Annotated in this window: 11 protein-coding genes; 5 read left to right on the top strand and 6 right to left on the bottom strand. The window is 70.3% G+C overall.

Going from position 1 to position 14100, the window contains the following annotated elements:
* Positions 1-42: 42 nt before the first annotated feature.
* Positions 43-1359 carry a glycosyltransferase family 4 protein gene (locus tag U4Z31_RS04900; RefSeq protein WP_044843363.1) on the top strand — a complete coding sequence of 439 codons (1317 nt, stop codon included), beginning with the start codon at positions 43-45 and terminating at the stop codon, positions 1357-1359.
* Complete coding sequence (locus U4Z31_RS04895; protein ID WP_124485945.1) at positions 1359-2405, top strand: UDP-glucuronic acid decarboxylase family protein; 1047 nt, start codon at positions 1359-1361, stop codon at positions 2403-2405. Before U4Z31_RS04900 ends, U4Z31_RS04895 begins: the two co-directional genes overlap by 1 nt.
* 73 nt (positions 2406-2478) lie before the next feature.
* On the opposite strand, the gene U4Z31_RS04890 is transcribed toward U4Z31_RS04895, so the two are convergent.
* Positions 2479-4785, bottom strand: coding sequence for an ATP-binding protein (locus tag U4Z31_RS04890; protein WP_321809608.1), 2307 nt, complete (start codon positions 4783-4785; stop codon positions 2479-2481).
* Positions 4786-4888: 103 nt separating this feature from the next.
* On the opposite strand from U4Z31_RS04890, the gene U4Z31_RS04885 reads away from it, so the two are divergent.
* Both U4Z31_RS04885 and U4Z31_RS04880 read left to right on the top strand, forming a co-directional pair.
* On the top strand, positions 4889-5596 hold the full coding sequence (locus U4Z31_RS04885; RefSeq protein WP_321809607.1) for a PIG-L deacetylase family protein: 708 nt from the start codon (positions 4889-4891) through the stop codon (positions 5594-5596).
* Positions 5575-6498: a glycosyltransferase family 2 protein gene (locus U4Z31_RS04880; protein ID WP_044843359.1), complete on the top strand. Its 924-nt coding sequence runs from the start codon at positions 5575-5577 to the stop codon at positions 6496-6498. The genes U4Z31_RS04885 and U4Z31_RS04880 overlap by 22 nt, the downstream gene beginning before the upstream one ends.
* 17 nt (positions 6499-6515) lie before the next feature.
* Here U4Z31_RS04880 and U4Z31_RS04875 read toward each other — a convergent pair whose 3' ends face one another.
* Positions 6516-7883 (bottom strand): sigma-54-dependent transcriptional regulator, encoded by a 1368-nt coding sequence (locus tag U4Z31_RS04875; RefSeq protein WP_044843358.1) that lies wholly within the window; start codon positions 7881-7883, stop codon positions 6516-6518.
* Positions 7884-8231: 348 nt separating this feature from the next.
* Here U4Z31_RS04875 and U4Z31_RS04870 point away from each other — a divergent pair, with 348 nt between their 5' ends.
* Entirely contained in the window at positions 8232-9314 is a 1083-nt protein-coding gene (locus tag U4Z31_RS04870) for a sigma-54 dependent transcriptional regulator (protein ID WP_321809606.1), read from the top strand.
* Positions 9315-9340: 26 nt separating this feature from the next.
* On the opposite strand, the gene U4Z31_RS04865 is transcribed toward U4Z31_RS04870, so the two are convergent.
* From U4Z31_RS04865 to U4Z31_RS04850, 4 genes are read right to left on the bottom strand one after another with little or no spacing between them, the layout of a single operon-like run.
* Positions 9341-10291 (bottom strand): glycosyltransferase, encoded by a 951-nt coding sequence (locus U4Z31_RS04865; protein ID WP_124528762.1) that lies wholly within the window; start codon positions 10289-10291, stop codon positions 9341-9343.
* The gene (locus tag U4Z31_RS04860; protein ID WP_321809605.1) at positions 10281-11357 is read right to left on the bottom strand and encodes a glycosyltransferase family 9 protein; all 1077 of its coding nucleotides are present in this window, start codon (positions 11355-11357) and stop codon (positions 10281-10283) included. Before U4Z31_RS04860 ends, U4Z31_RS04865 begins: the two co-directional genes overlap by 11 nt.
* Complete coding sequence (locus U4Z31_RS04855) at positions 11354-12355, bottom strand: glycosyltransferase family 2 protein (protein ID WP_044843354.1); 1002 nt, start codon at positions 12353-12355, stop codon at positions 11354-11356. Before U4Z31_RS04855 ends, U4Z31_RS04860 begins: the two co-directional genes overlap by 4 nt.
* Complete coding sequence (locus tag U4Z31_RS04850) at positions 12352-14097, bottom strand: carbamoyltransferase (RefSeq protein ID WP_321809604.1); 1746 nt, start codon at positions 14095-14097, stop codon at positions 12352-12354. Before U4Z31_RS04850 ends, U4Z31_RS04855 begins: the two co-directional genes overlap by 4 nt.
* Between the last annotated feature and the right edge of the window lie 3 nt (positions 14098-14100).

Here is a 14100-nt window from a genome sequence, read left to right as displayed (position 1 = left end):
AACGGGGCTCGCCGGCGCGGCCCCGACCTCGGGAGCAATACCATGCAAAGAATCGCGTTGATCAGTGAACATGCGTCGCCGCTGGGGGTGATCGGCGGCGTGGACGCGGGCGGCCAGAACATCTACGTCGCGAACGTCGCGAAGCAGCTGGCCGAGCGCGACCTCGACGTTGACGTCTACACCCGCTGCGACGATCCGCACCTGCCGGAAGTCGTGCAGATCGGCCCGCGCATGCGCGTGATCCACGTCCCGGCCGGGCCGCCCGCCGCCGTGCCGAAGGAACGGCTGCTGCCGTACATGGGTGCGTTCGCGGACTACATGACCGCGCGCATGCGGCGCGAGCCCGACCCGGTCGACGTGATGCACGCGAACTTCTTCATGTCGGGCGAGGCCGCGCTGCGCGTGAAGCAGCGTCTCGGGATCCCGCTCGTCATGACGTTCCATGCGCTCGGCCGCGTGCGCCGGCTGCATCAGGGCGCGGCCGACGGTTTCCCCGACGAACGCTTCGCGATCGAGGACACGCTCGCGCGCCGCTCGGACCGGCTGATCGCCGAGTGCCCGCAGGATGCGCTCGACCTGACCACGCACTATCGCGCCGATGCCGCGCGCATCGAGATCGTGCCCTGCGGATTCGATGCGGGTGAATTCCGGCCGGTGCCGCGCGTCGATGCGCGTGCGCGGCTCGGCTGGCCCCACGATGCATTCGTCGTGCTGCAGCTCGGGCGGCTCGTGCCGCGCAAGGGCATCGACACCGTGATCGACGCGCTCGCGCGGATGCCACGTGACCCGAACCGGCCGACGCGGCTCTACATCGTCGGCGGCAGCCACGCGACGCCCGACCCGGCGCGCGATCCGGAACTCGCACGCCTCGCCGCGCTCGCGCACGACGCCGGCATCGCGGAACGCGTGACGTTCGTGGGCCGGCGCGAGCGCGACGCGCTGCACCTGTACTACAGCGCGGCGGACGTCTTCGTGACGACGCCGTGGTACGAGCCGTTCGGCATCACGCCGGTCGAGGCGATGGCATGTGCCGCGCCGGTGATCGGCAGCGACGTCGGCGGCATCCGCACGACGGTCGACGACGGCGTCACCGGCTACCTGGTGCCGCCGCGCGACCCGGCCGCGCTCGCCGGGCGGCTCGTGCAGCTGCGCGCGCAACCGGCGCTGTGCGATGCGCTCGGCCGGGCCGGTTATCTGCGCGCCCACCGCTTCTACACATGGCGCGGCGTGACCGACCGCCTCGTCGACATCTACCGCGACGTCGCGCATCCGCAACGTGCCGGCACGGCGGCCGGCAGCCGCCGCACGCCCGTCGCGACCACGCCGGGCGTACTCGCCCACCGCAAGGAGAATGCATGATGAAGGGCTATGATCGCAAACGGGTACTCGTCACCGGCGGCGCCGGGTTTCTCGGTTCGCATCTGTGCGAACGCCTCGTGACGGCCGGGCACGACGTGCTGTGCGTCGACAATTTCTACACGGGCGCGAAGGACAACATCGCGCACCTGCGCGATGCGCCGAACTTCGAGCTGATGCGGCACGACGTGACGTTTCCGCTGTACGTCGAGGTCGATGAAATCTACAACCTCGCATGCCCGGCGTCCCCCGTGCACTATCAACGCGACCCGGTGCAGACGACCAAGACCAGCGTGCACGGCGCGATCAACCTGCTCGGCCTCGCGAAGCGCGTGAAGGCGCGCATCCTGCAGGCATCGACGAGCGAAGTGTACGGCGACCCCGACGTGCATCCGCAGGACGAGCGCTACTGCGGCCGCGTGAACCCGATCGGCATCCGCGCGTGCTACGACGAAGGCAAGCGCTGCGCGGAAACGCTGTTCATGGACTATCACCGCCAGTACGGCGTCGACGTGCGGATCGCGCGGATCTTCAACACGTACGGGCCGCGCATGCATCCGGCCGACGGGCGCGTCGTGTCGAACTTCATCACGCAGGCGCTGGCCGGCGAAGCGTTGACCGTCTACGGCGACGGCAGGCAGACGCGCTCGTTCTGCTATGTCGACGACATGGTCGATGCGCTGATCCGGCTGATGGACGAACCCGGCGACGCCTGCGAGCCGGTGAACCTCGGCAGCGACGACGAGATCGCGATGATCGACGTGGCGCGCGAGGTCGTGAGGATCGTCGGCGCGACGGTCGCGATCGAGTTCCGTCCGTTGCCGTCCGACGATCCGCGTCAGCGCCGGCCCGATCTCGACGCCGCGCACCGGCGCCTCGGCTGGCGCGCGACGACGCCGCTCGCGAGCGGGCTCGCGCATACCGCGCGGTATTTCATCCATCGGCAGGTCGCGAATCACACGCCGGGCGATCTCGTGCGCAGCACGCGGATCGCGTCGCACATGCTCGCGCAGATCAGCACACAGAACCGGCCGGGGGCGGCGACGTGAACGGCACGACGTGACACGACGCTGCGTCGTCGCGTGTCCGGGGCGACGGGCGCCGCGCATCAGCCGACGCGCATCAGCCGTCGCGCGTCGTCACGCGCGCGATGCGGCGGGCGAGCTCGCGCACGTCGACCGGCTTGCACAGATAGCCGTCGAAGCCCGCTTCGAGCGCGCGGCGTTCGTCGCCGAGGCCCGCGTGCGCGGTGACCGCGAGCACGCGCAGGTTGGGCGGGCTGCCGCCGTTCGCGCCGCCGCGGCGCAATGCATCGAGCAGCCAGAAGCCGTCGCCGTCGGACATCGCCAGATCGGACAGCACGACGGTCGGCTTCACCTCCGCGACGATGGCGAGCGCGTCACGGCCCGACGACGCGACCGCGACGACCGCACCGAGCGTCGCCAGCGCGGCGGTCAGGCTCGCACGCGTGGTCGGGTCGTCGTCGACGATCAGGATGCGCTGCGACTCGAGCATCGGCGTACCGCGCGCGACGTCGTCCGGCGTGACGCTCCACGCCATCGCCCCCGCCGGCTGCCAGCCGGCCGGCAACGTCACGGTGAACGTGGCGCCGCGATTGCGGCCCGGGCTTGCGACGCTGACCGTGCCGCCGTGCAGCTCGGCGATATGCCGCACGATCGACAGGCCGAGCCCGAGCCCGCGCCGCGACGAGGCAGGCGACTCTTCCGCGCGGCGGAACATGTCGAACACGTACGGGATGAAATCCGGCGCGATGCCCTGCCCGGTATCGGCGACGGTCAGCATCGCGTGCCCGGCGTCGCGCGACAGCGTGACCGTCACCGCGCCGCCGGCCGGCGTGAATTTCAGCGCGTTCGACACGAGGTTCGACAGCATCTGCCGCAAGCGCTCCGCGTCGCCCGACACCACGCATGCGGACGTCGCGCAGTCGAATTCGAGCGCGATGCCGGCCGACGACGCAGCCGTCTGGAACGTGCCCGTCGCATCGGCGAACAGCCGCACCACGTCCACCGGCATCGAATCGATCCGCAGCTTGCCGGTCGCGAGCGACGAGGCGTCGAGGATGTCGCCGACCATGCGCGTAAGCGAGCGCGCGCTGCGGTCGATCGCGTCGATCGCCTGCTGCTGCAATCCGTCTTCGCGCGAATTGCGCAGCACCTCGACCCAGCCGTAGATCACGTTCAGCGGCGTGCGCAGTTCGTGCGACACGGTCGCGAGCAATTCGTCCTTCAGGCGGTTCGACGTATCGGCCTGGTCGCGCGCGTCGCGCGCGCCCTGCAGCGAGCGGTGCGCGCGCAGGTCGCGGCGGCGCTGCGCGCCGGTCTCGCGCAGCGTCAGCGACAGCGCGACGCTGGCGCGCAGGTCGCCGCGCACCGGGCATGCGGACACCGTTGCGCGAAAGCGCCGGCCGTCGCGGCGCACGCACAGCAGTTCGAGCGGGCCGACCGGTTCGCGCATCGCGTCGAACGTTTCGGCCAACGGATTGCGCTGCAGCCAGCGCATCGCGACGAGCGATTCGAACGGGCGCCCGTAGGCCTCGGACTCGTCGTACCCGAAGATCCGCTGCGCGGCCGGGTTCCAGCTGACGATGCGGCCCTCGCCGTCGACGCCGACGATCGCGTCCGGCGATGCCTCGATGACCGCGAGCTGCAGCCGCGACTTGTCGGCGCGCGTACGCGCCACGCCGGCATCGCAGAACAGCAGCACCGCGCCGTCGATGTTGCCGTGCGCATCGGCGATCGGCGCCGCCGCCTCGGCGATCGGCACCGGCGTGCTGCCGGCGGCGCCGTGCAGCCAGTGCCGGTCGGACAACGCATGCGCGCCGCCGAGCGCCCGCTCGAGCGGCGTCGCCTGCACGCGCCGGCCATCGTGATCGAACAGGCGCAGCACGTCGCGCACGGGCCGGCCCGTCGCCTCGTCCACGCCGCAGCCTGCCAGCTCGGCCGCCACCGCATTCAGGTAAGTCACCCGGCCTTTCCCGTCGGTCGCGATCACACCGTGCGGCAGCGACTGCAGCACGGCTTCGAGCTGCCGCCGCGCGGCCGCGTCACGCCGGCGCGCGACGTCGTTCGTGAGCCGCGCGTGGTGCAGCATCGCCGCGCCCGCGCAGACCAGCATGCCGACCAGCAGGAAGACGAAGAGCTGCACGAGCCGGGCCGACAGCGGCCCGGTGTACGCGGCCGGATCGGACAGGAACAGCGTCCAGATCAGCAGCCCGCTGACCACGGTCGACACGATCCCGAACAGGAACGACGTCACCCAGGCCGCGCCGGCCAGCATCGGGTAGTACAGGATCAGCGACAGGTTCACGCCGCCGAAGCGGATCGCCAGCGCCTGCAGCACGGTGGCGATCGCGACGAACATCACGGCGGTTGCGTAATTTCCGACCTGCGGCCGTGCAAATTCAAACATCGGACACGCTCCTGCCGACCCACCGGCGGCAGCCGGCCACGCGCAGCCGGACGGGCACGTCACCTGCTCGGCCGCCTGTGCTGACCTGGGAGACCTTCACACCATGACCGCTCCGACACGCTGGCTCGTCGTCTCGCCGCACCTCGACGACGCCGTATTCAGTTGCGGGCAGCTGCTCGCGCAGGCACCGGGCTCGGTCGTCGTCACGGTGTTCGCGGGCATTCCGGAACACGGTACGGCCGCGCCGCCGTGGGACCGTCGCGCGGGATTCCGCACGGCCGACGACGCGATGCGCACGCGCCGCGACGAGGACCGTCATGCGCTCGCGCTGCTCGATGCGCGGCCCGTCTGGCTCGACTTCCTCGACGACCAGTACGCCACGCCGGCCGCGTCGGCGGCAATCGCCGCGCGCGTGGCCGACGTGATCGATGCGCATCCGGGCTTCGGCGTGCTGGCGCCGGCCGGCCTGTTCCATCGCGATCACCTGCAGGTTCAGCAGGCCGTGCTGGCGCTGCTGCGCGATCACGACCGGGCCGGCGACGCAGCGCGCGTGTGGCGCTTCTACGAGGATGTGCCGTACCGGCGGATCGACGGGTTGATGGCCCGGCGCGTGACCGGCTGGCGCGAGCACGGCTGGATCGGCCGCCCGGTCGGCGCGCCGGCCGGCAATGGCATGGACACGGCGGCAGCGAAGGCCGCCGCCGTCGACGCGTATGCGAGCCAGATTGCGCTGTTGGAGCCTCATATGCGTGCCGATCTCCGTGAACCCGAAACATACTGGCGGCTCGAATGCGACGGCACGTCCGCGTGACGCCCGCGCGTGTCGTGCTGCCGCCGCGCGAACCACGCGTGACCGCGGTGGTGCTGACCTGCCGGCGCTCGCTGGAGCTCGCGCGCACGCTGGCGCGGCTCTCCGCGCTGCCCGACCGGCCGGCGATCGTCGTCGTCGACAACGGCTCGGACGACGCGACCGCGGCGCTCATGCACAGCCGCTTTCCTCATGCGACGCTGGTGCATGCGCCGGCCAATCTCGGGGCCGCCGGCCGCAATCTCGGCGCGGCCGTCGCCCGCACGCGCCACGTCGCGTTCTGCGACGACGACACGTGGTGGGCACCCGGCTCGCTCGCCGAAGCCGCGAACCTGCTCGATGCGTACCCGCATGTCGCGGCCGTCACCGCGCGCGTGCTGGTCGGCCCCGACCGGCGCGAAGACCCGACCTGCCGGCTGATGGCCGACAGCCCGCTCGATGCGCCCGTCGCGCTGCCGGGCCGCCCGATCCTCGGGCTCTTGGCCGGCGCGAGCGCATTCCGGCGCGACGCGTTCGTGGCCGCGGGCGGCTATCATCCGCGCTACTTCCTCGGCGGCGAGGAAGCGCTGCTCGCGCTCGACCTGTATCGCGCGGGCGCGTGGCTCGTCTATGCACCGCGTCTGACGGTTCATCATTACCCTTCGAAGCAACGCGACGTGCAGACGCGCGCGAGCGTGTCCGCCCGCAACGCGGTGTGGACCGCGTGGCTCAGATGGCCGGCCCGCGCCGCGCTCGCGCATACCGTCCGCATGCTGCCGCGCCTGTGGCGCGAACGCGGCATCGTGCCCGCCTTCGCGGGCCTGCCGTGGATCCTGCGCGAACGGTGCGCGCTGCCGCCGCACGTCGAGCGCATGCGCCGCCGGCTCGACGACGACGCGCGTCGCCGCGCGGGCGGGCGCGCATGAGCGCGCCCGGCACGACATCAGGAGTCCGGTTTTTCCGCTTCGTCTTCCAGTTGCGCGAGCCGGTTGTAGATCGTCTTCAGGCTCACGTCCAGCACTTCGGCCGCCTGCGCCTTCACGCCGCCGCATTTCGCGATCGTGCCGAGAATCAGCTTGCGGTCGACTTCCTCGAGCGGCGTGCCGAACGGCACCGTCACGCGATCCTCGTGCGCGTCGACCATGTTCGACAGTTCGTCCATGATCGGCGGCGGCAGCGTGTCGATCACGTCCGCGTCGGCGAAGATGCTCGCGCGCTGCACGAAGTTGCGCAGCTCGCGCACGTTGCCGGGCCATGCGTAGGACTTCAGCGCTTCGCGCGCGGCGGGCGCAAAGCGCAGATTGCGGCCGCTTTCCTCGTTGTAGTGCTGCAGGAACGCGTCGGCGAGCATCGGGATGTCGTCGCCGCGCTCGCTCAGCGACGGCAGCGGAATCGGGAACACGTTGATCCGGTGATAGAGGTCGGGCCGCAGCTTGCCGTCGGCCATCGCGGCTTCCGGATCGCGGTTGGTCGCCGCGACGATGCGCACGTCGACGTCGATCTCGCGCGTCGAGCCGAGCCGCGTGAGCCGCCCGGTTTCCAGCACGCGCAGCAGCTTGACCTGCGATTCGACCGGCATCTCGGTGATTTCGTCGAGGAACAGCGTGCCGCCGTCCGCGCGTTCGAAGAAGCCCTTGTGCTGCCGCTCGGCGCCGGTGAAGCTGCCGCGGTCGTGGCCGAACATCTCGCTCTCGACGAGATTCGCGGCGATCGCGCCGCAGTTCACCGCGAGGAACGGGCCGCGGCGGCGCAGGCTCAGGTCGTGCACCGTCTGCGCGGCGAGTTCCTTGCCGGTGCCCGACTCGCCGGTGAGCAGCACCGACGCCTCGGTTCGCGCGACGCGACCGATCGCATCGTAGACGGCCTGCATCGCGGGCGAGCTGCCGAGCATCCGGCCGAAGCGGCCGAGACGCTTCAGTTCGGAGCGCAGTTCGGCGATTTCCTCATGCAGTGCGGTGGTGCGCGGCACGCGCGCGAAGATGCTGTTCAGCCGCTGCATGTTGATCGGCTTCACCAGATAGTCGGTCGCGCCGCGCCGCAATGCGTCGATCGCGGTTTCGAGGCTCGCGTGACCGGTGGTCAGCACCATTTCGCAATGCGCGCGCTTCGGCAACGCGTCGAACAGATCCATGCCGTTGCCGTCCGGCAGCACGAGATCGCACAACACGAGATCGGGAGTGTGCGTCGAGACGAGCGTGCGCGCTTCTTCGAGCGTCGCGGCCGTGTCGCATGCAAGCTGCTGCGCTTGCGCGAGGGTCGCGAGCATCGTTCGCGTATCGGCGTCGTCTTCGACGATCAGGACATAAGGCATCGAAGCTCCTGGTGGGTGCGGCCCGGGCGCAAGGCGTCGGCCGAAACCGCGGCGGGCGTGCGATGCGGGGTACGACGCCGGAACCCGGCGGCACATCCGCACCGCACACGAATGAGCAAATTAGCTGTCCTGCAGTGACAAACGTGTGCTTGGAAGTATAGAAGAAGTGCGTCGTGCCTTCGCCGATCATCGAATAAATCTATCTGTCGTCGACCACCGCATTGCCAGATTCAATCCGGCGAAACGGGCATAAAAGGTATGCTTTCCACATGAAAAAATGATGCGTGGCGGTCATTTTTTCGCCTGCTCCTCGACGGTTTCGGTCAATACTTCCAACTCGATACACTCATGTCGAAATCCGACGATGACGGCGCGCGGCTGTTCGGCCGCTCGCCAACGATTCAAGACCTGCTGCTGAAGGTAGCGCGTGTCGCCGCGACGCGCGTCAGCGTCCTGGTGGTCGGCGAGAGCGGCGCCGGCAAGGACATCGTCGCGCGGCTCATCCACGACATGAGCCCGCGCCGGCGCGGGCCGTTCGTGCCCGTCAACTGCGGGGCGATTCCGAAGGACATCGCGGAATCCCATTTGTTCGGACATGAAAAAGGCAGCTTCACCGGCGCGATCGCGCAACATGTGGGCATGTTCGAAGCCGCGCGCGGCGGCACGCTGTTTCTCGACGAAATCGCGGAAATGCCGGCGGAATTGCAGGTGAAACTGCTGCGCACGCTGGAGACGAACACGATCGTGCGCGTCGGCGGTCACGAAGCGATTCCGCTCGACGTGCGGATCGTCGCGGCCACCCATCACGATCCGGTCGAGGCCGTGCGCAACGGCCGGCTGCGCGAGGATCTCTTTTACCGGATCGCGACGATCGCGCTGCACGTGCCCGCGCTGCGGCAGCGCGAGGACGACGTCGGCGACATCGCGCTGCAGATCGTCGAGCGGCTGAATGCGCGGCATCGCACGCGCAAGCGTCTGTCGCTGCAGGCGATGAAGGCGCTGCGCGCCTATACGTGGCCCGGCAACGTGCGCGAGCTGCGCAACGCGCTGGAGCGCGCGTTCATTCTCGCCGACGAGCAGATCGAACTGCAGCTGCCGCGCCGCCAGCCGCCGCGCGAGGAGGTGCGTCACAACGCGATGACGCTCCATATCGGCACGACGCTCGCGCATACGCAGCAGCGCTTCATCGTCGCGTCGCTGCGCCATTTCAACGGCGACAAGCCGCGCACCGCGAAGGCGCTCGGCATCAGCCTGAAGACGCTGTACAACCGGCTCGCGCTGTTGCCCGAACACGAGCGCAACGCGGCGAGCGGCGCGGCTGCGCCGACGCCCGCCGCGGGCAGCGCAAGCGGCGCCAGCGGCACCGCCGGTGCCGACGGTGCGGCCGGCAGCCCGAGCGCCGGTATGCCGCCGGGCGCAACGAACCCGTAACCGGGCCGCGACGGCGGCCGCCCGGTCTACGCCGCGACGTCGCACAACGCGCTGTCCCACTCGCGCACGAACCGCTCGATCCCGAACCGCTCGCACGCGTCGCGCTTCGCCGCCGCGCCCCACTCGCGCGCGAGGTCCGGATCGCGGAGCAGCATGCGCATCGCGTCGATCAACACGGCAGGTCGCGTATCGGCGACCCCGTTGCAGCCGCTCCTCACGAGCTGCGCCATCTCCGTCGTTGCGAGCGCAACGATCGGCAGCCCGATCATCATCGCCTCGATCACCGCGAGCCCGAGGCTCGTGTAGCGGATCGGATTGAAGAAGAAGCGGTAGTGCGACAGGAACTGCGGCAGCGCCGGATTCGGCACCTCACCGATGCCGCCGAGTTCGGCCGAGCCCATCCCGACCAGATCGAGCGGCACGCTGTGACGCACGGTCTCGAACAGGTCCGCGCCGAGACGCCGCCCGCGTCGCGCGAGGTGGTTCACGACCGTCACGCCCTTGGGCAGCGTGCCGCGATACTCGACACCGTCGGGCAGCAGCACGCCGTGCTCGATCACGCGCGTCGGCGTGACGCCGCTGTCCCACATCAGCGCGTTGAACGGCGTCACGTGCACCAGCAACACGTTCGGGTCCTGCACGGGGTGCAGCGTGTCGGTCGGGTGCTCGCGCGGCGGATCGTGTTCGACGAACAGCGCCGGCAGCGCGCGCTGCGCGTCGCTCAGGAGCCGCAACCGGTCGTGCGCGTAGTGATTGTGATGCTGGTACAGCACGCAGTCGAACTCGGTGTCGCGCACGCACTCGACGGGCACCTCGTACACGTTGTCGCCCCACGGCAGGTGCCCGACCCGACCCGCGTAACCGGGCGGATGCTGCGGCTTCGTCATGATGTAGAAATCGTGCGGCGCCTGCGACAGGTAATACAGATAGTTGCCATGCACGTGCCAGGTGAGCACGCGCAAGCGCTTACGTGACATGACGTCTCTCCTCCGCGAGCAGCTTGCCCGCCCGCTCCATCACGTCGTCGACGCCGATCGCCGTCGCGCACTCGTGCCCGTACGGGCAGGTGTCGAACGCGCACGGCCGGCAGGCCGGATAGTGCGCGAGCACGCGATGGCGTTCGGCGTCGAGCGGCGCCCAGCGGACCGTGTCGCTGCCGCACGCGACGACGATGCTCGGCGTGCCGAACGCCGCCGCGACATGCGACACGCCCGTGTCGTTGCACAGCACGAGCCGCGCGCGGCCGATCAGCGCGGCCAGCGCGCCGAGCGGCGTGCGCCCGCACAGGTTCACGCACGGCCGCGCGAGATGTTCGACGAACGCGCCGGCCAGCGCGAGTTCCGCGCGCGTGCCGGTCAATACGATCTGCCAGCCGTCGTCCGCGAGCTGCCGTGCCGCGCTCGCGAAACGCTCGACCGGCCAGCGCCGCGACGCCATCCGCGCGCCCGGATGAACGATCACGTAGCGGCCCGGATCGAGCGCATGCTCGTCGCACAGCACGTGCCATAGCGCGTAGTCGAGGCCGCCCAGCGGAAATTCCAGGTAGTCGCCCCAGTCCGGATAGCCGAGCTTGCGGGTCAGCGCCAGGTAGCGCGTGACCTCGGACTCGCCGTCGCGCCACACGAGCGCACAGTCGAGCGCGGTCGTGCCGCCGTCGGGCGGCACGAAACCGGCGGTGCGCGTCGCACCGAGCGACGCGACGATCGCGTTGGTCTGCACGCCGCTGCCGTGCAGCTGGATCGCGAGATCGAAGTCGCGCGCGCGGCATTCCGCGACGAACGCCTCGCGCGCGGCCGGCTCGGCGTCCGGCTGCTCGCCGAGGCCCGGCGCGCCGGGAAACGCGATGAAGTTGTCGATGTAGTCCGAGAAGCGCGATGCGAACTCGCGCGCCCACGGCAAGCCGATCAGCGTGATGCGCGCATCCGGCTCGCCGCGCCGCAGCGCGCGCAGCGCCGGCACCGCGCACAGCATGTCGCCGAGCTGCAGCGCGCGGAACACCGCGATGCGCATCGGACGGGACGACGAAACGGATTCGAGCATCATAGGAAGAACACCCGGAAGTGGAGCGCACCGCGCACGCGCCAGTACAGCGACACGGGCGGAATCGCGATCGACGTGACGATCATCTCGGCGACATGCGACGGCGTGAGCCGCGTGCCGCGCAGCCGCTTCGCGCAGAATGCGGCCGTGATCACGGCCCAGGCCGTCGCGCACGCGATGCCCGGCACGCGCCATCCGGCCGCGAAACAGCCGAGCGCGCCGAGCGCGAACAACACGGCCGCGTAGTAATTCCACGGCGGCATCGCGCGGATATGACGCCGGTAGGTCGCGCGATGCTTCTTGTACAGCAGCGCGTCGAAATACACCTTCGACTGCTGGCCGATGCTCGCGCCCCAGCGCGCGGGACGCACCGGATGCACGATCCGCGCGGCATCGACGCCGACGATCGGCCCCGCGTGCTCGCGCAGCGCGAACATCAGGTCGGCGTCCTCGCGCCATGCGCGCGTGAAGCGCTCGTCGAATCCGCCGACGCGCTCCAGCGCCGCGCGCCGCACGAAGCAGTTCGCGGTCGCGAATTCCGCATGCGCGAGGCCGGCCGCGTCGCGCTCGTGGTCGGTCGGGCGCGCTCGCAACGGCACGTCGATGCGCCCGGCCGCGGCCGCCGCCGACGGTTCGGCCAGCAGCGCGGCCGCGCCGTGGCGCAGCCAGGTCGGATCGGGAATCGTGTCGTCGTCGGTGAACGCGATCAGCGCGCCGCGCGCGCTGCGCCAGCCGATGTTGCGCGCGCCCGCCGGCCCCTGCGTATCGGGCGCGGTCATGTAGCGGATCACCGGCACGTCGGTCATGCGCGCACGGCACGCGTCGACGGTTTCCCATGCGCTGCCGGCCGGGTCGTCGTCGACGACGACGATCTCGTAGGTGGTCGGATCGAACACCTGCGCGCACAGCGCGTCGAGGCAGCGTTCGAGCAGGCGGGGCCGCCGGTACGTCGGCACGACGACCGACACGACCGGCGGCAGTTGCGTGTCGCGCATGTTCATCTCGGCTTCTCCAGCAGGAACGAACCGATCACGAGCGCGTCGAGCGGCGAAGTCCAGAAGCACTCGAGCGCGTCGCGCGGCGTGCAGACGATCGGTTCGCCGCGCGTGTTGAACGACGTGTTGACGAGCACCGGCACGCCGGTCAGCGCGTCGAACTCGGACAGCAGCGCATGCAGCAGCGGATGCTGGTGTGCGTCGACGGTCTGCACGCGCGCGGTGCCGTCGATGTGGCGCACCGCCGGAATCGTCGCCTCGGCGCCGGGCGCGATGTCGTACACGAACAGCATGAACGGCGCGCGCAGCGGCGTGCGCCGCCCGCCGTTGAACCAGTGGTGTGCATGGCTTTCGAGCACGACCGGCGCAACCGGCCGGAAGTCCTCGCGATCCTTGATCCGGTTCAGCTTGCGCTGCATGTCCGGATCGATCGGCGACGCGAGGATCGAGCGCGCACCGAGCGCGCGCGGCCCGAACTCCATGCGGCCCTGGAACCAGCCGATCACGCGGTTTGCCGCGAGCAGCGCGGCCGTCTGGCTGGCGACGTCCGCGAGCCGCCGGTACGGCAGCCGCGCTTCCTTCAGGAACGCCTCGATCGCATCGTCGCCGTACGACGGCCCGAGATACGCGTGATCCATCCGCCAGTCGCCGCGCATCCCGCGCATCCGGAAATCGGTCCACAGCGCGGCGCCGAGCGCGGTGCCCGCGTCGCCTGCCGCCGGTTGCACCCACACGTCGTCGAACGGGCCGCGATCGCGGATCTTCGCGTTCATCACGCAGTTCAGCGCGACGCCGCCCGCCATCGCCAGTTGCTGCTCGCCGCTCTCCGCCGCGAGCCAGTCGACCGCCTGCAGCGTCGTTTCCTCGAGCACCAGCTGCAGCGCATGCGCGATGTCGCAGTGATGCGGCTCGATCGGTCCGCCGCGCTCGCGCGGCGCGCCGAACAGCGCGACGAGATCGCCGTCGGCAACCTCGTAGCGCCCGTCGCCGTGGTAGCTCACCAGCCTGCGCATCGCGTCCGCGAACACCGGCTTGCCGTACGACGCGAGCGCCATCACCTTGTACTCGTCCGACGAATGCAGGAAGCCGAGGTAGCGCGTCACGCGCTCGTACAGCAGGCCGAGCGAATGCGGCAGGTTGACCTGGCCGAGCCGCCGGTACGACTGGCCGTCGAACACGCCGTAGCTCGTCGTCGCGCGTTCACCGCGCCCGTCCATCGTCATCACCGCGCAGTGCTCGTACGGCGCCGCGAGAAACGCGCTCGCCTCGTGCGCGAGATGGTGCTCGATGAAATGCCAGCGAAACGGCCCGTCGTGCGCGACGCCGCGAAAGCGCCGCTGCAGGTGGTGCGGCGCGCCGCCCGCGAGCTGGCGCGGCGCGTTCACGATCGACGACAGGAACAACGGATGCCACGGCGATGCGCCGTCGGCACGCCGCGCATGCGCGGACGGTGCGAGCGGCAGCGTCAGCTCGGGCGCGTCGCCGTGACGGTCCAGTTCGAGCCACGGATCGTACGAATACGCGACATGGTCGACGTCCGCGAGCGCGATGCCCGCTTCCGCCAGACAATAGTCGATCGCGTGAAACGGCAGCTCCCAAGTCGAGAACGGCACCGGCCGCTTCGCGTGCTTCACGTGCGTGAAGCGTTCGTCCTCGGCCGCCGCGATCACCGCGCCGTCGCGCACGAGGCATGCGGCGCTGTCGTGAAAGGCGGCATTGATGCCGAGCGTATAGGTCGGAGCAGGCATGCG

The sequence above is a fragment of the Burkholderia sp. BCC1985 genome (genome assembly GCF_905339915.1).
GTDB lineage: Bacteria > Pseudomonadota > Gammaproteobacteria > Burkholderiales > Burkholderiaceae > Burkholderia.
This window is presented reverse-complemented; position numbering and strand designations above follow the sequence as displayed.